This is a genomic window from Desulfobacterales bacterium (genome assembly GCA_029211065.1).
Classification (GTDB): Bacteria; Desulfobacterota; Desulfobacteria; order Desulfobacterales; family JARGFK01; genus JARGFK01.
The window spans coordinates 36,702-59,453 of sequence record JARGFK010000007.1; the positions used below are offsets into that span (position 1 = coordinate 36,702).

Here is a 22,752-nt window from a genome sequence, read left to right on the forward strand (position 1 = left end):
TGAAGCCATTAACAACCCCTACAGGCCTGCTTTTTCTCTCAGTTTGTCCGCCATGTTGGTCTTTTCCCAGGTCAGATCCGGATCGTTCCTGCCAAAATGCCCATAGGCGGCTGTTCTTCGGTAAATCGGCCTTAAGAGATCGAGATACTCGATAATGGCCGCCGGCCTTAAATCAAAAACCTCTTTAACAATTTCAACCACACGGTGTTTGGGGATCACGCCGGTTCCCATCAGGTCCAGCATGATGGACACCGGCTGGGCGACGCCGATGGCATAGGCGATCTGAATTTCGCATTTTTTGGCAATGCCGGCCGCTACAATATTTTTAGCCACGTGTCGGGCCATATAGGAGCCGCTGCGATCGACCTTGGAGGGGTCCTTGCCGGAAAAACAGCCGCCGCCGTGGCTTCCCTGTCCGCCGTAGGTGTCGACGATAATCTTGCGTCCGGTCAGACCGCAGTCGCCCATGGGCCCTCCGATGACAAACCGGCCGGTGGCGTTGATGAAATAACGGGTGTCGCCGTCCACCATGTTTTTGGGAATTACCTTTTTGATCACCTCTTCGATAATGGCCTCGGTCAGGTCTTCCCGGGTAACATCGGGTTTGTGCTGTGCGGCAATGACCACCGTATCGACCCGTTTGGGCGTACCGTTTTCATATTCGATGGTGACCTGGGATTTGCCGTCCGGCCTCAGAAAATCAAGGGGACCGTTTTTACGGACCGCCGCCAGCCGTTTACAGAGATGGTGGGCATACATGATCGGCAGGGGCATCAGTTCCGGCGTTTCGTCACAGGCATAACCGAACATCAGGCCCTGGTCCCCGGCGCCCTGATCCAAAGTGCTTTCTCTATCCACGCCCTGGGCGATATCGGGGGATTGGTGGTCGATGCTGGTAATCACCGAACAGGTTTGCCAGTCAAAACCCATCTGGGAAGAATGGTACCCGATATCGCGGATGGTGTTTCGGACAATCACGGGCATTTCAACATAGCAGGAGGTCGTTATTTCGCCGGCGATAAACGCCAGGCCGGTCGTTACCAGGGTTTCACAGGCAACCCGGCATTTTTTGTCCTGGGCGATAATCGCGTCTAAGATGGAATCAGAGATGGCATCAGCGACCTTGTCCGGATGTCCTTCCGTAACGGATTCAGATGTAAAAAAGAATTGTTCTTTACTCATTGGGTGTCTCCTTTGTTTTTTTCACTGGGATCCAGTATCCTGTTGTCGATCAGACGGGTTGCCCCTATCTTGACGGCGAGCGCCATTAATGCCGGTTTGTTAATGGTGGTGATGTCTTCAAGTGTTTCCGGGTCACAGACGGCGATATAATCAATGTCGGTTTGGGGGTGCGAAAGAATCCGTTCGGATGCGCCCTTAATCAGACGACCGGCATCATCAATGCCGCTGTCGAGCAGGACCTGGGCATTTTCTAAGGCCTCATAGAGACAGCGGGCATGGCGCCGCTGGTCCGGCGACAGATAACTGTTGCGTGAACTCATGGCCAGTCCGTCCGCTTCCCGGACCGTTGGGCAGCCGACGATTTCAATATCAAAGTTTAAATCCTGAACCATGCGGCGGATGACGGCCAGCTGCTGAAAGTCCTTTTGACCGAATATCGCCACCTGGGGGTTTACGATATTAAAGAGTTTGGTCACCACCGTGGCAACGCCGCGAAAAAAGTGGGGGCGGGAAATTCCGCACAGATGTCCGGGAAGGGTTTCAAGGCTGACAAATGTCTGGAATCCCGCCGGATAAAGTTCTGTTTCGGAAGGGGCGAACACACAATCCACGCCTTCTTTACGGGTCAATTCAAGGTCCCGGGAAAAATTGCGGGGATAGGTTTTTAAATCTTCAGTCGGCCCGAACTGGGCCGGATTGATAAATATGCTGACAATCAGGCTATCGGCCCTTTTACGCCCTTCCCGGATAAGGGCAAGGTGACCGTCATGCAAAAATCCCATGGTGGGAACAAAGGCGATGGTTTTGCCTTGTTGCCGCAGCAGGTTGGAATGCGTCTGCATTTCTGCAATGGAATAGATAATTTTAATGGATGTCACCTCAGCTTATTTGAAAAAACGATTATTTAGATCAATTCTATCGGAATGTCAACTTATGGAGAAAAAAAGCAGCAATTCTCTGTGGAAATGGTCAACGCCTGTTGTTTGCCGGGCAATTGCGTTTTAAACCGGGAAGCTCTTTGAGCAAAAAGATTGCCTAAAAAAGGGATTGAATATCAGGATGATTCTGGATCGCTCTGAGAAATTGTTCGGTGCGATGATCCAGCCGTTTTTTAATGATCCGCAGCAGCCGCTGGGTGAAAATATACCCCATGGAGGGATCCGCGTTCATCAGGGTCAACATTTTTTCTCTTCTGACCGAGTAAACTGCACAGGTTTCAGCGCAAACCGCATCGGAGGTATAGGCCCCGTCGTCCAGCATGGACGACCAGCCGAAGGAAAATCCGGCTTTGACCGCACCCACCGAAACGGTAACCTTTTCAGAAAGTCGTTTTTCTAAAAGGACCTTTCCCCTTGCCAGCATAAAAAAATAATCCGCCATATCGCCTTCTTTAAATATGATGTCATTCTGATGATACATCATCTGATTGACGAGCGGCATTAACTTGTCCAGCATCTGGTCGTCCAGATATTTCAAGATGACAATCTGCTTTAAATCTTCCCGCGAAACCATGGGTTGCTCCTTTAAGGACCGATAAAAATATAGGCGGCAGCCATATTGGCCAGGGCGACAAATGGCTGTGGATAGAAAAACAGAACAATTGAAGCGACAGCCGTCACAACAAGCGACACCAGGCACCAGGGCGGCGCTTCCCGGCCCTTGCCGTCGAACAGGGCGTCCTGGGGCGCACAGAAAAAGGCGCGATAGACAATCGGCAAGAAGTAAGCTGCGTTTAAAATCGAACTGGTCAAGAGCACCAGCAGCATGAGCCGCTGATCGGCTTCCAGCGTTCCTAAAACCAGATACCATTTGCTGATAAAACCGCCGGTGGGCGGCAGACCGATGACGCTCAAGGCGCCGATAAAAAAAGCCGCCATGGTCACCGGCATCTGTTTGCCGATTCCGGTCATTCGGCTGATATGTTTGGTTCCGGTGGCAACAAAGATAGCCCCGGCGCAGAAAAAAAGGGTTATTTTTCCAAAGGCGTGCATGGCGATATGGATCATGCCGCCGGCCAAGCCTTTGGGCGACAGCAGTGCCGCCCCCAAAACGATATACGAAAGCTGGCTGATGGTGGAAAATGCCAACCGCCGTTTCAGCTCATCCTGAGCGAGCGCGATCAGCGAAGCGGCGATAATGGTAAAAGCGGCGATGTAGGCAACGACCTCACCCATATGAAGTGATGATAAAAACTGCGTTCCGAATACGCCGGTCAGGACTCGCAGAATGCTGAAGACCCCCACTTTGACTACGGCAACCGCATGCAGCAGTGCGCTGACCGGTGTCGGGGCGACCATAGCCGCCGGCAACCAGGAATGAAACGGCATCATGGCAGCCTTTGCGAACCCGAACAACAGCAGCAGGAGAAGCAGGAAGGCTAAAGACGGTGATGCGGCGCCGGCCAGAATTCCCTGGCGTGCGAAATCAAGGGTGCCGGTTTTGCTGTAGATAATCAGCATGGCCGGCAGGACAAAAGCAATGGATAAGCCAACGATGTACAGCAGGTATTTTCGTCCGGAGCTTCTGGCCTCGCTATCCTGATGATGGACAACCAGCGGATAGGTTGCAAAAGAAAGCATTTCATAAAAAAGATAGAGGGTCAGCAGGTTTGCTGAAAAGGCTACCCCGATGGTTGCGGAAAGGGAAAGGGCAAAAAAACAAAAATAGCGGGTCTGACTGTGTTCATCCAGCCCCCGCATGTACCCGATGGAATAGGCGGATGTGATAATCCAGAGGAAAGAGGATACCAGCGCAAAAAGGATTCCGAATGCATCGACCCGGAACTTGATTGCGACGGCCGGCAGGATCCGGGCGACGGTAAATTCGATTTGATGGCCGCTGAGGATTGCCGGGAGCATGGACACGATAATCAGAAATTTTGCAACGGCTGCAACAAACGTCCAGGTTTCGCGCAGATTCGGTTTTCCGCTGACCATCAGCAGGATGGGGATCAGCAGTGAGATCAGAACGGCCAGCAAAGGTTTTATGGATATCAGTGTGTCCATATTCAGGTAATACCGGCTGGAATCGCAAATCGAATGATGTTGTTTACAATGTCGTCCGTATAAAATCCCAGAACAATCAGCAGGGCGGCTACAACCATCAGCGGCACCAGCATCTCTATGGGCGCCTCTTCAACCGGCGTACTGTCGGAGGAGTGGTGTTCCTGGGCCGGCTCAAAAAAGCCGATTTCAAAGATCCTGAAAAAGAGGACCACATTCACCAGGCTGCTGAATATCAAGGCAGCCACAAAACCATACTGGCCGGCATCAATCCCTCCCCAAATGAGATACCATTTGCTGAAAAATCCGCAGGTGGGCGGCACCCCTATAATGGATAACGCGCCGATTACCAGGGCCGCCATGGAAAAAGGCATTTTACGAAACACTCCCTTCAAATGGTCGAAAGAATCATGTTTCAGTTTAAATAAAAGGTTGCCCGCCGCCAGAAAAACACACAAGGTCATGGCGGCGTCGTTGATGATATGCAGAATCGCTCCGGTTATGCCGTTGCGATTGCCCAGCCACAAACCGCCGACCATATAACCGACTTCGGCAATAATAATGTACGCCAGCATCTTTTTCACACTTCTTTGTGAAAGCGCCAGGATCGAGGCCATCACAATGGCGATGGCGGCCAGCCATACAAAGGAGGTGCTTACTTTCAGGCTGGCAAATGTGAAACGAGGCGTAAAGACCGTCAGCGCGATTCGGATCATGACATATACCATCACTTTGGTGGTCAGGGGGGCGATCAGGCTGATGGATGCCGATGGGGAATAGGCGTACGCATCCGGGAGCCAGAGATGCAGGGGAAACATCGCCATTTTTATAAACAGCCCTGTCATGCAGATGATAAAGGCCAGCAGCACGACTTTAGAATGGTAAATCTCCGGCAGCAATGCGGCAATATCGGCCATGTTCAACGAACCGGTGGCCAGATAAAGATAGCCGATTCCCAGCAGATAAAAACTGGCGCCGATGGTTCCCATGAAGACATAGTTCAGGCTGGCCAGCGGCGCCCGGCCTTCCCCCATTCCAAGAAGGGCATAGCCGGTCAATGCCGCAATTTCCAGAAGAACGTAGAGGTTAAAAGCATCGCCGGTTACGACGATTCCCAGAAGCCCGGTGACAAACAGGACATAAAGCGCGTAAAACGGGCCGAGTTTTTCAGGAAACTCCAAAGCGACGCTGCTTCGGGTAGCCAGCAGATTAATAAAGGCGACCGCTGCCACCACAATCAAAACAATACTGTTTAAATAATCAATGTGGTAAGCGATTCCCCAGGGGGGCGACCAGCCGCCCAGATGGTAGATGACCTGCCCGTTACTGACGACCTTGAGAAGCAGCGCAACTGCGGAATAGAGCGATACGGCCATGGCAAATACTGCGATGGGGAAGCAGAGCATCCGCCTGATCCAGCCGGTTGCGGCAATCAAAAAGGCGGAAAGCAGTGGAACCACAATGATCAAGGCCGGAAAATGGTCGCTCATTTTTACTCCACCTGCTTTTTCAGGAAGTCATGGATCTCGTCTTCTTCCAGCGTATCGTAATGCCGGTAAACCTTTATGGCCAAAGCCAACGCTACGCCTAACGTCGCCACCGCCACGACGATGGCGGTGAGCATGAGAACATGCGGCAGCGGATTGATGTAGTCGCTGGCCCGGACGATATCAGCAGCGCCGTTGTGTCCATGGGTGATGATGGGGATGGTCGCGTTTTTTTTAACCCCGACGGACACATAAAAAAATATAATGGCGGTCTGCATGATGCTCATGCCGATGATTTTTTTCACCAGGTTTTTCTTGATGATCATGGCGTAGAGTCCCACCATCATCAGAATGATATAGCCCCAATAATTATATTTTGAAATCAGGATGGATAATATGTCGTCCATGTTCAGAGGCCCTCATCTTGCCTGCCACGGGAAGAAAGGTTGTAATAAATCCAGACCATGACCGCCATTACGGTGGTGCCGACCCCGATTTCGACAATAAGGATTCCGTGGGAGCGCGCGGTCACCGGATCAACACCCAGGATTGACGCCAGGGCGCCGTAGTCTAAAAAATTTGAGGCCAGCAACAGGCAAAGCGCGCCGGTGCCCGCATAAATAAAGACACCGATGGTGCTGAGAAGAGCGGCCGCCTTTTCGGACAGTTTTCGGTTTGCGGATCTCAAGTCATATGAAATTGCAAACAAAATAATGGCGGCCCCAAGGATCACCCCGCCCTGAAAACCGCCGCCGGGGCTGTGATGTCCATGGGCGATAACATACAGGGCGAAGATCAGTATGAAGGGGATAATCAGGCGGGCTGTGGTTTTAATGATCAGATCATGGGGAGCATACAGCGTGTCGATTCTTTCAAACACCTTGGAATCCTCCGGAAGTTTCGCCCCTTGTTCGATGCGAAGGGTGATGCCGGTGGGAATATGTCGGTAGTATCTTATTTCAGGCTCTTTACGACGGACCCGCAGCAGAAAAAAACAGGCAATTCCGGCCGTAAAAATTACGGTTGTCTCAAACATGGTGTCGTAGCCGCGGTAATCCGCAAGTACGGCAGTGACAATATTGGGGACGGAAGTTTCCGGAATGGATTTTTCAATATAATACGGCGAAACATGCCTGCTGGCCGGAGATTGCGGGTCCCCCCAGTCCGGGAAATCGGCTGTTCCGATCAGCAGCATCACGCCGCACAGTACAACGGTGATGAACCCAATGGTTTTATTCAATCTCTGGATCTCCGGGTTGTTCGAAAAACGGCGGCCACAAACAGGACGGTGCTGACGCCGGCGCCCACCGACGCCTCGGTAAAGGCAACATCCACGGCCCCCATGATGGACCACAACAGGCACATCATGAAACTGTAAGCCCCGAATAAAACAGCCGCGCCCAACAGGTCCTTGATGCTGATGGCCGCGATGCCGCTGATAATCACCAGCGTCAGGATGATGAAATCGAGCTGCCAGATCATTCCGGTTCCTCCTTATGCTCCTTGGTCCACGGCTGCAGGCCGGCTCTGGCGCCGGCATCCATAATCGCATGGGTCGCGGTGGGGCTGGTGATAAAAACAAAGACGACGATCAGCATGATCTTCAGACTGGTCAGCAAAGCATCCACGGAAAAATGGTTTAGGGTATAGCATGCCATTCCCGCCATGGCCATCAGCACCCCCATGGTGTCGAGTTTTCCCGCCGGATGCAGACGCGAATAAAAATCGGGGAAACGGATGATGCCGACGGAACCCCCCGTGAAAAACAGCAGCCCCAGGAGTAAAAAAATGACGGCCGCGATCACCATCGGTCAGCTCCTTCTCTCGGTGGCTTTAAGGCGAGGGGCCTCGTCATACAGGCCCTTGCGCTTATGAAAATAACTGGAAACCGCCAAGACGGCTATGAAATTCAGCATGGCATAAGCCAGGGCGATATCCACAAACATGTCTACCCGCTGATAGATGAGGCCGACCATTAATAACAGGACGACTGTTTTGCTGCCGATGGCGTTTGCGCCGATAATACGGTCAAGGATGGTCGGCCCGGCCACGGCGCGGTACAGCGGCATCAGCATCAGAATGCCCAGGTAAATGCCCGAATAAAGAAAAAAGGTATCCATTATTCACCGAAAATTTCAGCTATCCGAGCGTCCATGATCCAGGGCAGGGACTGCCCGGACTCCACGTCGATGGCGTGAACCGTAACATCACCGAAGATTGAAACATAAACCGTAATCGTTCCGGGGGTCAGCGTGATGGAATTGGCCAGCGTTACCAGGGACAGGTCACTTTTTAAGCGACTTCTAAAAACGATAATTTGCGGGTCGATCAGATCGATCATTTTGGGATGAAACGCAAGGTACATCACATGGATGTTTGCCACCAGCACCTGGTACAGCAGCCAGGGGACATACCGGATAAAGCGGAACCAGACAATCGGGAGTTCCTTTATTTTCAGATCAGGGAACAACAGTTCGCTGCCGAACACTGAAACAAGCGCACAGGATATGATGCCGAGGGAGATATGGAATCGGTCAAATTTGCCCGAAAAAAGAATCCATACGCTGAACATGATTATAAACGTCAGTATATGCGGGAGTACATTCTTTTTGGGTTGAGAACGAACCGGCGGGTCTTCCGTATCCTGAGAAAACGCGGGCGCATTCTGGTGGTTTTTTTGCTTTTCAGCCGTCACGTAAGATGCTCCTGTTCAATCGAGATGGTGAAGATTCGGGACCAATGCAAAACTCAAAAGCGCGACATGTGCATAACTTCAAGTAAAACCAACCATTTTGTTCAAATTATGTTATGCTTAAAGACAAAAAAATGTCAAATTTAATATTTCCCTACCAAGGCGCAAATCAATTTAAGGGCTCGTTTCAAATCGAGCTGGCTCATATTGAGGACCAGGTGGTACAGGTGCGGCTGGTCATAATCTTTCCTGCCGAACTTGCGATACAGATTTGCCCTTCGCTTTTCCCGGCGGTTTACCACCTGTTTTGCCTTTGCAGGCGGGAATCTGTAATGTTTTTGCAGAAACTTGAGGCGGTCCACTCTATCGGCTACCAACAGGACATGATATACACTTTTTTGATCTTTAAGGATGTATTGACTGGCTCTGCCGAGGATGACTGCATTTCCTTCCTTGGCAATTTTGGTAATGATCTGATTTAACAAATCAACGTAGATTTCTTCGTCAATCTAACCTTTCTGGGTGTCGGAACAGCGGTGCAGAAATTTTTTTCGGCCCGGTCCGGAAATAAACTTGAGCAGGGTGCTGCCGGCCTCCCTTTCAATGCACTCCACCCAGTCTTTGGATACCTTTGCTGCACGGGCAACCATTTGAATGATATCATCCTCGGCAAAATAATATCCCAGTTTCCGGGCGACCATCTGGCCCAGTGTTTTACCCCCGGCGCCGTATTGTCTTGAAATTGTAATTACCGCCATGTGTCCTCCTTCCGTATAAAGCGATTTCATCTATGAAGGGGGTATCAAAAAAATGTAGACAGTCTCAGGTAAACCAGCCCATAGAAAAAAAGAAAAAGTATTGAAACGCAGACACCCCATCCGATGGGAAACGGACGGTTTGTTGTGGAACTGATACGACCGGCCGGGTATTTGTCCGGCACGGCTTTACCCTGCAGCTTATGCCACAGCATTTCCAGTACGGTCAGAGGGTTCCGGCTGAAATCGGCAAGGCGGGCGGTTCCGCCGGTAGTGCAGGACCGGAGGGAGTTGCTGAACCCCTGCAGGGGAGAATGGCAAAACCGGAAGAGCGCCCGGCCGAACATCCGGTAAAACCAGTCGGTATCCAGAGAAACGGCCGGTTTGCCGGCCATTAATTTGTCGATAAAAATCCAGAAGGCGGCCGCCGTCAAGAGCAACAGTTGCAGTGCGGCGACGACATAACCGGCTTCATAAGGATGAAAGTCAACGGCATAGGGCAATAGATCATAAATCGGTTTTGGATAAATCCCTGTAAAAATGCACAGAAAAGCGGTCAACCCCATGGCCAGCAGCATGTTGATGGGTGGTTCCTTGGCCGGGGATATTTCGTCCGGTTTAGCGTCCGGCTTGCCGAACCAGGTGCCCCACGGGAGTTTCAGGCCGACGCTGAGAAAGGTGCCGATGGAGGCCAGGTGCAGCATCAGTTCAATTGCGGGCCGGTCGAGTTTCCCGGCGGCAGCCACCACCATGGTTTTGCTGACAAACCCGTTAAAGAGCGGCACCGCCGAAATCGAAAACGCGCCGACCATGTATAAGGCCAGGGTGAGCGGCATTTTGCGATAGAGATTATGTCCCTGCAGGTCGGTCATTTTTCTTTTTCCGGTAACATGGATCACAGCCCCGGCCCCCATAAACAGCAGGGCCTTGTAGAGAATATGGCAGAAAGCGTGGGCACTGGCCCCGTTGATGGCCATTTGACTGCCGAGTCCAACGCCGCAGACCATGTACCCGACCTGGCTGACGATATGGTAGGCCAGCAGCCGCCGCAGATCTTTTTCAAGGACGGCGTAGACGACCCCGTAGATCGTCATAACGGCGCCCAGCCAGACCAGAATTTCAACGCCGGCAAAGGAGCGGGCCAGGACATATACGGCGCTTTTCGTGGTAAAAGCCGTCATAAAGACGCTGCCGGTGATGGTCCCTTCGGGATAAGCGTCGGGCAGCCAGGCATGCAGCGGCGGCACCGCGGCATTGATGATAAACCCCGCCAGAATAAATTTGGCGGCGGTGGTGCCGAAGTCGAACATTGAAAATCCAATGGAGCCGGTTTGAACCACCTGCATCACGATGCCGGCCATCAGGATGCAGCCGCCGGCCAGGTGCACCAGAATATAACGAAACCCCGCATCCAGAGAGGCTTTTGTTCTCCCGTACCAGATCAGGAAGACCGAAGCGGCCGCCATAATTTCCCAGCAGACAAACAGCGTGAAGAGGTCGCCGCTAAACACCACGCCGAGCGAGCTGCCGACGTAAAGATAGGCGGCGACATGCTGGCCGTATTCTCGGATATGAATGGCGTAAAGGATACTGAGAAAAGAGATGATCACAAAAACATACCCAAAGACCATGCTGAGCTTATCCACTCTTCCCAGGACCAGCTCGTAGCCGAGGAACGGATAGGTCCAGTAGACACCGTGGGGCATGTAGAGAAGATCGATAAAGGCAATCACCGGTATCAGCAGCGCCAGGGTCTGCTTCATCTTTCTGCCGGGCAAAAAAGGCAGGATGAGAGCGCCGATAAAGTAGATAAAGGCCGGCGGGACGATGCTAATCATAGTAATCCTCGTCTCGCGTCAGCCAGCGGTGACCCGGCCCTTTGGCAAAGAGGATAATGACGATGCAACCGACGAAACCAAAAACAGCATCAAAGACGGGAATTTTTTGCCACCAGAAATGGGGATGCTGGTAAGGAAAGATAAAACCGAGAAGAGACACTGCTGCAATGCCGATATACAGGGCCAGGCGTAGTTTTTTCACCAGCGGTAATCCTCCAAGATCGATATTCGCGGTCCGGTGATTCTCTGGAGACAGCGACAACAGGTCGGTCAGTTTTCCAACGCGCTGAAGTTAACGGACATTAAAGGATCTATAGTGAAAAATCGGTTTAAGGTCAAGCGGGAATTTGGGGGTCGTTTTTAGTTGTAATAGATTTCCCCCGAATCAGATATTGATCACCTTGTCGGCCAACTGCATGGCGGTGACGATGTCCAGCATATTGGTCGTCTCGCCGGACTGTTTTCTTTCCAGAAGATTGAAATGGTTCAAGCAAGTGCCGCACACCAGAATCTTGAGCCCTTCCTTTTCGTAGTTTTTGAGATCCTCTATCACCTCCGAGCCGTCGATGGTCAGCTTCACACCATTGTTCACGAATACCAGCCGCCACAACTCGTTGCCCATTTCTTTAAGCGTGCGCAGGAAATTGAACATCAGCTTCCGGCCCAGGTCATCGTCTCCGAAACCCATGCGGTCGGTAGCGCACATGACCATGATCTTTTTTTCACCGGATTTTTTCTCCTCGGATAAACGGGGCGGTATATCGGGCGCTGCATCACAGGTCCCGATGACCAGGTAATCAGCCTCATTTTGTCCAAGCGTCGTCTGAAAACCCTGGGACTCCAGGAAGCGTTGAACATTCTGCTGGGAAGCGGCATTGTCGACAACAATTCTTACGCTTTGGAGATTTTCCTTCTGCAGCGCTGCTTTGGTTTGAAGCACAGGCGCCGGGCAGGCCAATCCACGGACATCTATTTCCTTCATGCTAAAACCTCCTATATAACTTTTATTTGAAATTTTGTTGTCGTAGGGTGTAGTGGGGTGACTGGCGCCTTATACAACCCATATTTTTTCTTCCGGACCGCTTAGTATTTCCCCAATCTGAGCCGCATCGGAGATGCCCGCATTTTTCAGGGCTTCAACGAGTTTGCCAGCTTGATGGCCGTTTATGCTAATCAGCAATCCACCCGACGTTTGGGGGTCGAACAGGATATCCTGCCGGGTACGCTTTACCGGTTCCGCAAAGGCGATCATCGGCTCCCGAAACTCCCTGTTCTTGTATGCACCGGCAGGGATCAGGCCCATAGCTGCAAATTCAAGGGCTTCCGCAATCACCGGCACCTGCTCGGAAAAGACCCGCGCGCTCATTCCCGACCCGCAGACCATCTCGGCCAGGTGCCCGAGCAGACCGAAGCCGGTAACATCGGTACAGGCACTGACGTTAAAATTCGACATGCTCCTGGTGGCGTCTCGGTTGAGCAAGGCCATCAAATGGGTCACTTTATCTGTGAGGTGCGCAGAAGCCATCCTTGCCTTGATGGCGGTGCTGACAATTCCTGTGCCGAGCGGTTTTGTCAAAATTATCTGGTCTCCCGCCTGCAGGTTCTTCTTGATAAGCACCCGCGCCGGGTGCACGAATCCGGTAACGGACAGGCCGTACTTTAATTCCTTGTCCTCAATGCTATGCCCGCCGATGAGAACCACTTCAGCCTCCGTCAGTTTGTCAAGGCCACCCTGGATAATTTGCCGAAGAATCGATAAATCCATTTCCTTGACCGGAAAGGCCACCAGGTTCATGGCGGTCTTTGGTGTTCCACCCATGGCGTAGACATCGCTCAGTGCGTTAGCGGCGGCAATTTGTCCGAACCAGTATGGATCGTCCACGACGGGTGTGAAGAAATCAACCGTCTGGATCAGCGCCAGGTCGTCTGAAATTTTGTAAACACCGGCATCGTCCGCACTGCCTAACCCCACGAGAACGTTCTCATCCGTCGGAAACACCATGCCGCGCAACACCCTGTCCAGGTCCCCTGGAGGAAGTTTGGACGCTCAGCCGGCCCCTGTTAACATCTCCGTCAGGCGCATTCTTTTTTTATCCTCCATGGGTGTCCTCCTTTATTTAAATCGCAAAAACGAGCGCATTCCCCGTCCCGCCATGGCGGGAATGCAGGGTTCTTCAATAAAAAAATTATTCCATGGAAATTATAAATATGTTAAATAGGTAATTATGATGTATAAATTTGCTTTCATCGAAAATCTCAATGCATATTATAAATCGTGTGTTATTTATCGGTATCCACGCTGAGGCTAAAATGTTCTCTTAATATATCTCGGCGAGAGGGATTTACTCATATTTTTTGAAATCGCATTCGGATCGTGCTATGATTTTTCAAACTCAAACAGCTTGATAAAAAAACAGGCAGGTGACTTTAATGGTTACAACAGTAGATGCAGTGTTTTCTCCGGACCTTTCCACAGCTTGTGAGCGGCCCTTGTTCATGGTTCCGGTGGCGGCCGGGTTTCCTTCCCCGGCTGAAGATTACCTTGAGGGTAAGCTCGATCTGAACAAATACCTGATTAAACACCCGGCCGCCACCTTTTTTGTGCGTGTAGCCGGCGATTCCATGATCGCAGCCGGCATCCACCCCGGCGATATCCTGATCGTGGACCGTTCCATCGAGCCGGCCGACAAAAAAGTCGTCATCGCGGTGATTGAGGGAGAGCTGACCGTCAAACGGATCCGCAGGCTCAAGGACAAAATTTTATTAATGCCCGAAAACGAAAACTATAAACCGCTGCAAATCAACGCGGAGATGAATTTTGAGATCTGGGGGGTGGTGACGAGCGTCATACATCCGTTATAGCCGGCTGGAAAGCTGGGAGGCCGGGAAGCAAGGAAAGTTCAAAAGAAAATTCCCTAACACCATAGCATCCACGCATCCTGGCATCCCGGCAAAACCCGGAACGTTTTCAAACCGTGAACCCTGGAATCCTGGATTCCTTCCTTTCAATTGGAAGACTAATCAGAAAAGATCGCTTTTATGTCCAAGGTTTTTGCACTGGTCGACTGCAACAATTTCTATGTTTCCTGTGAGCGGGTGTTTAACCCCAGGCTTGCCGGAAAGCCGGTCATCGTCCTGTCCAACAATGACGGGTGTGCGGTGGCGCGCTCAAACGAAGCCAAGGCGCTCGGTTTCCGGTTCGGCGTGCCGGTGTTTGAGATCCAGGCCCTGATAAAAACCCATGATATCCAGGTGTATTCCTCCAACTACGCCCTGTACGGCGACATGTCCCGGCGGGTTATGGAAACCCTTGCGCAGTTTGCGCCGGAAATGGAAATCTATTCCATTGACGAGGCCTTCCTGGACCTGTCGGATCTGCCGGGGGACGGTCTCACCGAATACGGGCGTCGCATCCAGGCCGCTGTCAGGCAGTGGACCGGGATTCCCGTTTCCGTCGGGATTGCGGAAACCAAGACCCTGGCCAAGATAGCCAACCGGCTGGCGAAACAATCGGAAAAAACGGGCGGTGTCCTGAATTTGACCGCTTCCCCCCTTCAGGACCGGGCGCTGGCCGAAGTGGAAGTGGCCGACGTGTGGGGGATCGGCCGCCGCTATGCCGAGTTTCTTAAGAAAAGCGGCATTATCAACGCCCGGCAGCTTCGCGATGCCGACCGGGAGTTTATCCGGGGCAGGATGGGGGTCGTGGGGACCCGTATGCAGCAGGAACTCAAAGGATGTTGCTGTTATCCCCTGGAAGAAAACCCCCCCGTTAAAAAAGGGATCACGGTCTCGCGAAGTTTCAAGGCGGGAGTCGAATCCCTGGCGCAGCTCAACGAGGCGGTTGCCGCCTATGTATCTCGCGGGGCCGAGAAACTCCGCAAGGAAAACGTCGCTGCCGGCGTTCTCATGGTTTTTCTGATGACCAACCGTTTTAAGCAGGAACGGTACTACTGCAACCTGGAAACCATCCGGCTGCCGGTGCCCACCAGCGATACGGCCGAACTGATCCACTATGCCGGTGAGGGGCTCCGGGCGATTTACCGCCGGGGGTATTGCTATAAGCGTGCCGGGGTGATGTTTAAGGATCTGGTGAGCGCCGGTCCGATTCAGGCCGGCCTCTTTGATGACAGGGACCGCCGCCGGTCCAAAAAACTGATGCAGACGCTGGACCGCATCAACACCCAAATGGGCGCCGGCACCCTGCTCTATGCCGCCGCCGGTCTGGGAAAAGGGCAGCGCTGGCGGACGGCCTTTAAAAAGCGTTCCCCGGCCTATACCACCAACTGGGCGCAGTTGCCGACGGTAACGTGAGACCTTTGCAAAACGCCCCCTTTTGCCCATTTCCCGGGGCTGAAGCGTTATTTGATTTCGGTAGATTTTCTGCAGGGGAGCCTTCGCTCCCGGCGGCAAACCTGACAGCGGTCGTCCCCGCAGTTCTGGCAGGAAAAACAATCCTCACAGGCGTGTTTTTTTTCGGTTTTCGGCTTTTTGTCCGGGACATATAATTTTCCGGCAAGCCCCGGAATTTTGACAAATGCCATGAGTTTTCTCTCTATCTTGCCTACCGCCAAAAAGATGTCATGGGGCAGGCGGAGGTGCTGCTTGAAAAAGTTTCCTATTTGTTTTACAAAACCAAAGCAGGGTATTTGTCAAGAAAATATACCGGGCAGAAGACCACACCGAAAGTGTTGAACGGGTGAAACTATAAAGGAGGGTTCAGATGGTCGATTTGACGAAAATCGGATATGCAGGAAAAATTTTGCGGGTGAATTTGTCCGAAGAAAAAATAGGGGCGGAGGATCTGGATGAAGCAACCGTCCGGAAATGGGTCGGCGGTGTCGGCCTCGGCGCAAAATATCTTTATGATGAGGTGCCGTCGGAAGTGAAATGGTCTGATCCGCAAAACCGCCTGATATGGACTTCCGGACCGCTGGCCGGTACCGGGGTTGCCGGCGCCGCAACAATCAACATCATGGCAAAGGGCCCCATGACCAACCTGGCCGGGTCTTCCCAGGCAAACGGTTTTTTCGGGGCTTACCTGAAATTTTGCGGTTACGACGGCATTATTTTCCAGGGCAAAGCACCGAAGCTTGTCTACCTTCTGCTCAGACCGGGAGCGGCTGAAATTCGAGATGCCAACCACATCAAGGGAAAAACCGTTGGTGAGGTCGAGGCTATCTTAAAAAAAGAACTGGGGGTCGGCAAATCCGGGGCAAGTGTTTTCGGCATTGGCCCTGCCGGAGAAAATCTCGTTCGACACGCCTGTATTGTTGGCGACGCCGGCCATTCCGCTTCCCACAACGGCCTGGGGGCCGTAATGGGGGCCAAGAATCTGAAAGCGGTGGTGGCCCTTAAAGCAGCGGCAGCTTTCAGCGTCTACGATCCGGACCTGCTGAAAATAAAAGCGGCGGATATGGTAGCATACGCCAAAACCACCCGAATTTATGAGTGGGGCACCGGCGGCGGGTTTTCAGCGACGCATGGTCTCGGCGCCCTGCCGGTTAAGAATTATACCACCAATGTTTTTCCGGAGCATGAAACAATGAACGGGCAGTACATGCGGACCCATTTCAAGATTCGCTCCAGACCCTGCTACAAGTGCGCGGTCGCCCATGTCAAAGAGGTTACCGTCACAGAGGGACCCTACAAAGGGTTTGTGGGCGAAGAGCCTGAATACGAAATGCTGGCGGCCTGGGGGCCTCAGATCGGCAACACGGATTTGGGGGCGGTGGTCATGCTGTCCAACGAAGTCGATACCCTTGGGATGGACTGCAACGAAACATCCTGGGTGATCGGCTGGGCCATGGAATGCTTTCAAAAGGGCGTCTTTACCACCAAAGAGACCGACGGGCTCGATCTAAGCTGGGGCAATGTGGAAGCCGTCAAAACCCTGATGAACCGGATTGCCCGGCGGGAGGGCGCTTTCGGCGACCTGCTTGCCGACGGGGTCATGCGGGCCTCCAAAAAGATCGGCGGTAAAGCCGCCGACTGGGCCGTCTATACCCAAAAAGGCTCGGCCCCCAGGGGCCACGACCATCGTGGTCGCGGAAGATGGTTTGAGCTTTTTGACACCTGCCTGACCAACACCAGCACGTTGGAAGCGACCCACGGGCCGATCCAGCCTAAACTGGTGGATATTGAAGAGCCCAGCGATTATTTTTCCCATGAACAGGTTTCCACCTTCAACGCCAGGCATAACGGTATCGGTCTATATCACGACTGCACCGGCACCTGCCGATTTGTGGCCGCCGATCCCAAGCGGTTGATCGCCTGTTTCAACGCGGCCACCGGATGGGACTGGGCGCTTAAAGATGCCTTTACCCTAGGCCGGCGCATCGTCAACCAACTGCGCATTTTTAACCTCAGGCACGGGTTGGATATTGAAGATGAGCGGCCATCGGTCCGTTACGGCTCAGTGCCGGTTGACGGTCCCAACAAAGGGGTCGACATCATGGAAAAATGGGACTGGATGGTAAAGAATTACTACACCCTGATGGGCTGGGATCCGCAAACCGGCGTGCCGCTGCCTGAAACGCTGGAAAAGCTTGATCTCAAAGAGCTGATCAAAGACCTGTAATTGACTGCGCCTGGACCATGCAAAAATCAGGAAAAGACGAAAGAAGCTTTTGAAGGAATTTTATTCTAATTTATTTAAGGAGATATAGGTGATTATGGGTGGAGCCCTTGAAGGTATCAGAGTCGTTGATCTTGGCCATGTGCTGGCGGCGCCGACCGCAACCATGTTTCTGGCGGATCTGGGTGCTGAAGTTATTCATGTTGAACCTCCCCGTGGAGATGATGCCAGAGAATACGGACCCTTTATAAAAGAACCCGATAAGAATCGGAGTGGATATTTTATAAGCCTCAACCGGAATAAAAAGAGCATGGTTTTAAACTTGAAACATGAGCATGGTAGAAAAATACTTCGCGAGCTTATTACGAAGTCAGATGTTCTTGTTGAAAATTTCAGACCGATAACGATGAAAAAAATGGGCTTTAGCTGGGACGAAATACAGAAAATAAATCCCAGAATGATATATGCTTCAATTTCCGGTTTCGGTCACGACGCTCCTTCTGACTACGCTGCGCGACCGGCTTATGACATGGTAGCTCAGGCTTACAGCGGTATGATGAGTATTACCGGTCCCACGGATGGACCGCCCTGCAGGGCCGGATCATCCATCGGGGATATCTTTGCCGGTCATCAGGCCGCAATCGCTATTCTTGCCGCGTTGATTCATCGAGAGAAAACAGGCCGAGGGCAATATTATGACGGATCCATGCTGGACGGTTTGTTTGCCGTTTTGGAAAGCGCCGTTGCCAGATATACAGTTGACGGTATCATTCCGGGGCCATTAGGCTCTGCGCATCCATCCATTTCACCTTTTCAGGCGTTTAAAACCAAAGACGCTTGGATAATCGTTGCAATCGGGAATGACAACCTGTGGTCAAAATTTTGTAAAATCCTTGAAAGAGAAGATTTACTGAATGACCCCAGGTTTAATTCCAATCTGGCCAGAACCGAAAATATAAAAACGCTTGCCGGAATTATTCAAGAAGAAATAGGCAAACAGACAACGACGCAATGGATTGATATTTTTAAGAAAGCCGGCCTGCCGTATTCACCCATACATAATCTGAAACAAATATGTGACGATCCGGTTATCAAGCATCGAAATATGCTGGTAGAGATAGAGCAGCCGGCAGCTGGAAAAGTAAAAATTGTGGGCTCCCCGATTCACCTATCTGAAACTCCCGGAAAAATTTACACGCACGCGCCACTTCTGGGAGAACATACGGAAGAAGTTTTACAAGAAATCCTTGGTTATTCTCGGCAAGAAATAGACCGGTTGACTGCCGAAGGTGTTTTAAATATTTAATATTTTTGACAGCAAGCGCCGAAGGTGATAATTAAAAAAAATTGTGGACCGAAACACTGCCTGGTCCAGAATGCCTGTTGCCAATTCACCCTCTTTCAGAAAATGGTTTTATATCACCATGCATCATCGACGGAGCAGAGAATATTTCCGGCATATGGCTGTGCTTTTTGGAAAACAGCAGGGTTTGGTTCTGACGTTGACGGGTTCAATTAAAATAAAAAAAGGAGGCCGAGTATGTTTAAAAAAATTGCAGTATTGATGACCGTAGTTTTTTTTCTGATTGCCGGCATTGCCCTGGCCCAGACAACTAAAAAACCAAAGCCGCCCAAAAGGCCGGCGGTCCCCAAAAAGGGGGTACGCTGGTTTACGGCCGTGGGGGGGATTCGGTGGGACTCGATCCGGCCTATGAAACCGACGGCAACTCGTTTATGGTTTGTGACAATATCTTCGAGGCCCTGGTGGCCTACGCGGATGAGTCAACTCAACTGGAACCCGGACTGGCCGAGTCCTGGGACATTTCAGCGGACGGCATGACCTATACCTTCCATCTGCGCAAAGGGGTCAAGTTCCATGATGGAACACCCTTTAACGCCGACGCGGTGGTTTTCTCCATCGGCCGGATGATGAAAGAGCGCAAGGTTAAATTCCTGAATCAGCCCCTGACGATTCCTGCCCAGGAACGGACGCCCGAGTATTGGGTGTCCATGGAAATGGACAACACCGTCGACACCATTGAAGCTATTGACGATTACACGGTCGTTTTTAAACTCAAGCGCGTAGAGGCTCCTTTTCTGGCAAACATGGGGATGGACTTTGCCGATATCATCAGCCCCACCGCCTTTACCAAAAATCCCAAGGAATTCGTCCGGAATCCCGTGGGAACCGGTCCTTTCAAGTTCGTCAGTTGGGTGAAAGACGACCGTATCATTCTGGAAAAGAACAAGGACTACTGGGATAAAAAGGGCGGTCCGTACCTTGATAAACTCATTTTTCGCAGCATTCCGGAAAATTCCGTCCGCTTTCTTGAACTGAAAACCGGCAATATTAACATCTGTCAGTATCCCAACCCCGCCGACATTCCCATGGCCGCGAAAGACAAGAAGCTCAAGCTGGTATCCCAGCCCGGCATGAACATCGGCTACCTGTCTTTCAATCACACCAAAAAGCTGTGGCAGGATGCCAGCATGCGCAAGGCCATTGCGCATGCCATCAACCGCGAGGCCATCGTGGACAACATCTATCAGGGCATGGGCCAGGTCGCCAGCAATCCGATTCCGCCCACCATGTGGGGATATAACAAAGAGGTCCCGGGGTTCAAATACGATCTCGATCTCGCCAAAGCCTATCTGGCCAAGGCCGGTTTTCCCGAAGGCAAAGGCCTTCCTGAAATCACCCTGTGGTCCATGCCGGTGCCCCGACCCTACAACCCCGAAGGGCTGAAGGTCGGCGTCGCCATGATTTCGGATCTGAGCAAAATCGGCATTAAAGCCAAAATCGTCAGCTATGACTGGGGAACCTATCTCAAGCGGCAGCGGGAACAGCCCGACGACATGGACCTCTTCCAACTCGGCTGGACCGGCGACAACGGCGATCCGGACAACTTCCTGGCAGTGCTGTTTGACGGGTTGGCGTCTTCTTCCATCCGCACCCAATGGAAAAACGAGCAGTACCACAACTACATGCTCGAAGGAAAACAAACCGTGGATCAGGCCAAACGGGCCGAGATTTATAAAAAAGCCCTGCAGCTCATTTATGAGGAGTGTCCGGTCATCAGCATCGCCCATTCCACCGTGATTTCCCCCATCACCAAGAATGTGATGAACTACAAGCTGCACCCCACGGCTTCGGTTCGCATGAAGGATGTCTGGATGCAGAAATAGTGGATCCTTAGGGGAAAAGGCGCTTTTCGCCTTTTCCCCTGAGAGCCTGCCAACGCACGGGTGAATGCGAGAGGGCTAAGCATGCCGGCCTATATTTTGCGAAGATTCCTGATTCTGATCCCCACGCTTCTGGGTGTGTCCATTATCGTCTTTATGATGCTGCGCCTTACGCCCGGGGATCCGGCCGAACTGCTGTTGGGCGAACGGGCCACCGAAAGCGCGCTCCAGGAAGTCCGGGAACACCTGGGGCTCAATGAACCGCTGCATGTCCAGTACGGTCTGTTTCTCAAGCGGCTCATGAAAGGCGATTTGGGGGAAACCATCTGGACGCGGCAAAAGGTCTGGATCGAGGTCAAACAGCGCTTTCCCGCCACCATAGAACTGTCCCTGGTGGCACTATGCATCAGCTGTTTTTTCGGCGTCCTTTTCGGCATCGTTTCCGCAACCCGGCAATATTCCCTGTTTGACTACCTGAGCATGTTGGGCGCCCTGGCCGGCGTCAGTATGCCGATCTTCTGGCTCGGTCTGGTTTTTATGCTGATTTTTTCCCTGAACCTGGGATGGCTGCCCATTTCCGGGCGTCTGGACGTCCACATCAATCTCGAGGTCATCACCAATTTTTACATCCTGGATGCCGTTCTGACCCGAAACTGGGAGGCGCTGCGGGACGTCATCTGGCATATCATCATGCCGGCTGTCACGCTCAGCACCATTCCCACAGCGATTGTTGCCCGCATGACCCGTTCCTCCATGCTGGAAGTCTTGCGGCAGGACTATATAAAAACGGCCAAGGCCAAAGGGCTTTCCAACTTTAAGGTGATTTTCAAACACGCCCTGCGCAACGCCTTGATTCCCGTCGTCACCACCATCGGCCTGCAGTTCGGCATCCTGATGGGAGGCGCAATCCTGACGGAAACGATTTTCGCCTGGCCGGGCGTCGGCAAATGGATGTATGATGCCGTCATGCAGCGCGATTACATGGTCATCCAGGGAGGAACCCTGTTTATCGCAACGATATTTGTGGTGATAAACCTTTTCGTCGACGTCTTGTACGCCGTTATCAACCCGCGGATCAGTGTAAAATAAGCGGTAGATCGAATGATATGAAAACCAGAAACCCGCGAAAAAATCCTGAAGACCGGCATCCGCTGATGGTTCAGCTCAGCCAGTTGTGGCGAAATAAAATCGCCGTCATCGGGCTGGTCATCATTTTAATATTTATTCTGGCAGCGATCTTTGCGCCGGTTCTCAGTCCCCACAACCCCGTTGATACCGCACTCTATGACCAGCTCAAACCGCCGGTGTGGCATGAAACCGGCAAGTGGCTAAATATCCTCGGCACGGACGATCTGGGTCGAGACATTCTGTCCCGGCTGATCTACGGCGCCCGAATATCGCTGCTGGTGTCGGTGGTCAGTGTGGGGCTGGCCTTTGTTTGCGGGACCTTCCTCGGCTGCATTTCCGGATATTTCAAGGGTTTCAGGGATTCGCTGATCATGCGTCTCATGGACATACTTTTGGCATTTCCCTATATTCTACTGGCCATCGTTATTGTGGCCTACCTCGGCCCCAGCCTGCGCAACGCCATGGTGGCCATCGGCATCACCTATGTGCCGCGTTTTGCCCGCATTGTGCGCGGAAGCGTTTTAGAAGAGTGTGAAAAGGACTATGTCACGGCGGCCCGTTCCATCGGCGTTAGTGACAGCCGCATCATTTTCATTGAGATTCTGCCCAACTGCCTCGGGCCGCTCATTGTCCAGACCACGCTGAGTTTTGCCTCCGCCATACTGGATGCCGCAGCCCTCAGTTTCCTGGGCCTTGGCGCTCAGCCGCCCACTCCGGAATGGGGCGCCATGATCGCCCAGAGCCGCTCGCTGATCCTTAGGGCTCCCTGGGTCATGACACTTCCCGGCTTGGCCATATTGTTCGCCGTGCTGGGGTTTAACCTTCTCGGCGACGGCCTGCGGGACGCGCTTGATCCACGCCTGCGGGACTAGCCCGGTTGTTTCATGAATATTTCTCAGAACTTGAAAACA

23 protein-coding genes and 1 pseudogene are annotated in these 22,752 nt (G+C 52.2%); 7 read left to right on the forward strand and 17 right to left on the reverse strand.

What is annotated here, in order from left to right:
- Nucleotides 1-18 precede the first annotated feature (18 nt).
- The 16 genes and pseudogenes from metK to selD all read right to left on the reverse strand — a co-directional run bounded on the left by metK (nt 19) and on the right by selD (nt 13,057).
- The gene (gene metK, locus P1P89_02910) at nt 19-1,182 is read right to left on the reverse strand and encodes a methionine adenosyltransferase (GenBank protein ID MDF1590442.1); all 1,164 of its coding nucleotides are present in this window, start codon (nt 1,180-1,182) and stop codon (nt 19-21) included.
- Nucleotides 1,179-2,051, reverse strand: a complete 873-nt coding sequence (panC, locus tag P1P89_02915; GenBank protein MDF1590443.1) for a pantoate--beta-alanine ligase — start codon at nt 2,049-2,051, stop codon at nt 1,179-1,181. Before panC ends, metK begins: the two co-directional genes overlap by 4 nt.
- A 166-nt stretch (nt 2,052-2,217) precedes the next feature.
- Nucleotides 2,218-2,694 (reverse strand): cyclic nucleotide-binding domain-containing protein, encoded by a 477-nt coding sequence (locus tag P1P89_02920; GenBank protein ID MDF1590444.1) that lies wholly within the window; start codon nt 2,692-2,694, stop codon nt 2,218-2,220.
- A gap of 11 nt (nt 2,695-2,705) precedes the next feature.
- Complete coding sequence (locus P1P89_02925; protein ID MDF1590445.1) at nt 2,706-4,187, reverse strand: monovalent cation/H+ antiporter subunit D family protein; 1,482 nt, start codon at nt 4,185-4,187, stop codon at nt 2,706-2,708.
- 2 nt (nt 4,188-4,189) lie between these two features.
- Complete coding sequence (locus tag P1P89_02930; GenBank protein MDF1590446.1) at nt 4,190-5,674, reverse strand: monovalent cation/H+ antiporter subunit D family protein; 1,485 nt, start codon at nt 5,672-5,674, stop codon at nt 4,190-4,192.
- A gap of 2 nt (nt 5,675-5,676) precedes the next feature.
- On the reverse strand, nt 5,677-6,078 hold the full coding sequence (locus P1P89_02935; GenBank protein MDF1590447.1) for a cation:proton antiporter subunit C: 402 nt from the start codon (nt 6,076-6,078) through the stop codon (nt 5,677-5,679).
- 2 nt (nt 6,079-6,080) lie between these two features.
- A complete protein-coding gene (locus P1P89_02940; GenBank protein ID MDF1590448.1) occupies nt 6,081-6,911 on the reverse strand; it encodes a Na(+)/H(+) antiporter subunit B in 831 nt (276 codons plus the stop codon).
- The gene (locus P1P89_02945; GenBank protein MDF1590449.1) at nt 6,908-7,153 is read right to left on the reverse strand and encodes a DUF4040 domain-containing protein; all 246 of its coding nucleotides are present in this window, start codon (nt 7,151-7,153) and stop codon (nt 6,908-6,910) included. Before P1P89_02945 ends, P1P89_02940 begins: the two co-directional genes overlap by 4 nt.
- A complete protein-coding gene (mnhG, locus tag P1P89_02950; GenBank protein ID MDF1590450.1) occupies nt 7,150-7,479 on the reverse strand; it encodes a monovalent cation/H(+) antiporter subunit G in 330 nt (109 codons plus the stop codon). The genes P1P89_02945 and mnhG overlap by 4 nt, the downstream gene beginning before the upstream one ends.
- A gap of 3 nt (nt 7,480-7,482) precedes the next feature.
- Nucleotides 7,483-7,791: a monovalent cation/H+ antiporter complex subunit F gene (locus tag P1P89_02955; protein ID MDF1590451.1), complete on the reverse strand. Its 309-nt coding sequence runs from the start codon at nt 7,789-7,791 to the stop codon at nt 7,483-7,485.
- Nucleotides 7,791-8,366 (reverse strand): Na+/H+ antiporter subunit E, encoded by a 576-nt coding sequence (locus P1P89_02960; protein ID MDF1590452.1) that lies wholly within the window; start codon nt 8,364-8,366, stop codon nt 7,791-7,793. Before P1P89_02960 ends, P1P89_02955 begins: the two co-directional genes overlap by 1 nt.
- Nucleotides 8,367-8,506: 140 nt before the next feature.
- A pseudogene (locus P1P89_02965) lies at nt 8,507-9,121 on the reverse strand (cytidylate kinase-like family protein).
- A 44-nt stretch (nt 9,122-9,165) separates the two neighbouring features.
- On the reverse strand, nt 9,166-10,956 hold the full coding sequence (locus P1P89_02970) for a Na(+)/H(+) antiporter subunit D (protein ID MDF1590453.1): 1,791 nt from the start codon (nt 10,954-10,956) through the stop codon (nt 9,166-9,168).
- Nucleotides 10,949-11,158 (reverse strand): hypothetical protein, encoded by a 210-nt coding sequence (locus P1P89_02975; GenBank protein ID MDF1590454.1) that lies wholly within the window; start codon nt 11,156-11,158, stop codon nt 10,949-10,951. The genes P1P89_02970 and P1P89_02975 overlap by 8 nt, the downstream gene beginning before the upstream one ends.
- A 183-nt stretch (nt 11,159-11,341) precedes the next feature.
- The gene (gene yedF, locus P1P89_02980; protein MDF1590455.1) at nt 11,342-11,938 is read right to left on the reverse strand and encodes a sulfurtransferase-like selenium metabolism protein YedF; all 597 of its coding nucleotides are present in this window, start codon (nt 11,936-11,938) and stop codon (nt 11,342-11,344) included.
- 69 nt (nt 11,939-12,007) lie between these two features.
- Nucleotides 12,008-13,057 carry a selenide, water dikinase SelD gene (selD, locus tag P1P89_02985; GenBank protein ID MDF1590456.1) on the reverse strand — a complete coding sequence of 350 codons (1,050 nt, stop codon included), beginning with the start codon at nt 13,055-13,057 and terminating at the stop codon, nt 12,008-12,010.
- 329 nt (nt 13,058-13,386) lie between these two features.
- Here selD and umuD point away from each other — a divergent pair, with 329 nt between their 5' ends.
- Both umuD and P1P89_02995 read left to right on the forward strand, forming a co-directional pair.
- The gene (umuD, locus tag P1P89_02990; GenBank protein MDF1590457.1) at nt 13,387-13,818 is read left to right on the forward strand and encodes a translesion error-prone DNA polymerase V autoproteolytic subunit; all 432 of its coding nucleotides are present in this window, start codon (nt 13,387-13,389) and stop codon (nt 13,816-13,818) included.
- Between the two features lie 177 nt (nt 13,819-13,995).
- Nucleotides 13,996-15,267, forward strand: a complete 1,272-nt coding sequence (locus P1P89_02995) for a Y-family DNA polymerase (GenBank protein ID MDF1590458.1) — start codon at nt 13,996-13,998, stop codon at nt 15,265-15,267.
- Between the two features lie 47 nt (nt 15,268-15,314).
- Here the strand turns inward: P1P89_02995 and P1P89_03000 are convergent, their stop codons facing one another.
- Nucleotides 15,315-15,497, reverse strand: a complete 183-nt coding sequence (locus P1P89_03000; GenBank protein ID MDF1590459.1) for a hypothetical protein — start codon at nt 15,495-15,497, stop codon at nt 15,315-15,317.
- 179 nt (nt 15,498-15,676) lie between these two features.
- Here P1P89_03000 and P1P89_03005 point away from each other — a divergent pair, with 179 nt between their 5' ends.
- The 5 genes from P1P89_03005 to P1P89_03025 all read left to right on the forward strand — a co-directional run bounded on the left by P1P89_03005 (nt 15,677) and on the right by P1P89_03025 (nt 22,713).
- Nucleotides 15,677-17,533, forward strand: a complete 1,857-nt coding sequence (locus P1P89_03005) for an aldehyde ferredoxin oxidoreductase C-terminal domain-containing protein (protein MDF1590460.1) — start codon at nt 15,677-15,679, stop codon at nt 17,531-17,533.
- A 94-nt stretch (nt 17,534-17,627) separates the two neighbouring features.
- Nucleotides 17,628-18,836 carry a CaiB/BaiF CoA-transferase family protein gene (locus P1P89_03010; GenBank protein ID MDF1590461.1) on the forward strand — a complete coding sequence of 403 codons (1,209 nt, stop codon included), beginning with the start codon at nt 17,628-17,630 and terminating at the stop codon, nt 18,834-18,836.
- 386 nt (nt 18,837-19,222) lie between these two features.
- A complete protein-coding gene (locus tag P1P89_03015; protein MDF1590462.1) occupies nt 19,223-20,716 on the forward strand; it encodes an ABC transporter substrate-binding protein in 1,494 nt (497 codons plus the stop codon).
- An 81-nt stretch (nt 20,717-20,797) separates the two neighbouring features.
- A complete protein-coding gene (locus tag P1P89_03020) occupies nt 20,798-21,802 on the forward strand; it encodes an ABC transporter permease (protein MDF1590463.1) in 1,005 nt (334 codons plus the stop codon).
- 17 nt (nt 21,803-21,819) lie between these two features.
- On the forward strand, nt 21,820-22,713 hold the full coding sequence (locus P1P89_03025; protein ID MDF1590464.1) for an ABC transporter permease: 894 nt from the start codon (nt 21,820-21,822) through the stop codon (nt 22,711-22,713).
- Nucleotides 22,714-22,752: the final 39 nt, after the last annotated feature.

Bases quoted from the DNA above. Each gene is read 5' to 3' on its own strand.
- metK (MDF1590442.1), bottom strand. From the start codon at position 1,182: ATGAGTAAAGAACAATTCTTTTTTACATCTGAATCCGTTACGGAAGGA.
- P1P89_02920 (MDF1590444.1), bottom strand. From the start codon at position 2,694: ATGGTTTCGCGGGAAGATTTAAAGCAGATTGTCATCTTGAAATATCTG.
- P1P89_02925 (MDF1590445.1), bottom strand. From the start codon at position 4,187: ATGGACACACTGATATCCATAAAACCTTTGCTGGCCGTTCTGATCTCA.
- P1P89_02930 (MDF1590446.1), bottom strand. From the start codon at position 5,674: ATGAGCGACCATTTTCCGGCCTTGATCATTGTGGTTCCACTGCTTTCC.
- P1P89_02935 (MDF1590447.1), bottom strand. From the start codon at position 6,078: ATGGACGACATATTATCCATCCTGATTTCAAAATATAATTATTGGGGC.
- P1P89_02945 (MDF1590449.1), bottom strand. From the start codon at position 7,153: ATGATCTGGCAGCTCGATTTCATCATCCTGACGCTGGTGATTATCAGC.
- mnhG (MDF1590450.1), bottom strand. From the start codon at position 7,479: ATGGTGATCGCGGCCGTCATTTTTTTACTCCTGGGGCTGCTGTTTTTC.
- P1P89_02955 (MDF1590451.1), bottom strand. From the start codon at position 7,791: ATGGATACCTTTTTTCTTTATTCGGGCATTTACCTGGGCATTCTGATG.
- P1P89_02970 (MDF1590453.1), bottom strand. From the start codon at position 10,956: ATGATTAGCATCGTCCCGCCGGCCTTTATCTACTTTATCGGCGCTCTC.
- yedF (MDF1590455.1), bottom strand. From the start codon at position 11,938: ATGAAGGAAATAGATGTCCGTGGATTGGCCTGCCCGGCGCCTGTGCTT.
- umuD (MDF1590457.1), top strand. From the start codon at position 13,387: ATGGTTACAACAGTAGATGCAGTGTTTTCTCCGGACCTTTCCACAGCT.
- P1P89_02995 (MDF1590458.1), top strand. From the start codon at position 13,996: ATGTCCAAGGTTTTTGCACTGGTCGACTGCAACAATTTCTATGTTTCC.
- P1P89_03000 (MDF1590459.1), bottom strand. From the start codon at position 15,497: ATGGCATTTGTCAAAATTCCGGGGCTTGCCGGAAAATTATATGTCCCG.
- P1P89_03005 (MDF1590460.1), top strand. From the start codon at position 15,677: ATGGTCGATTTGACGAAAATCGGATATGCAGGAAAAATTTTGCGGGTG.
- P1P89_03010 (MDF1590461.1), top strand. From the start codon at position 17,628: ATGGGTGGAGCCCTTGAAGGTATCAGAGTCGTTGATCTTGGCCATGTG.
- P1P89_03020 (MDF1590463.1), top strand. From the start codon at position 20,798: ATGCCGGCCTATATTTTGCGAAGATTCCTGATTCTGATCCCCACGCTT.
- P1P89_03025 (MDF1590464.1), top strand. From the start codon at position 21,820: ATGAAAACCAGAAACCCGCGAAAAAATCCTGAAGACCGGCATCCGCTG.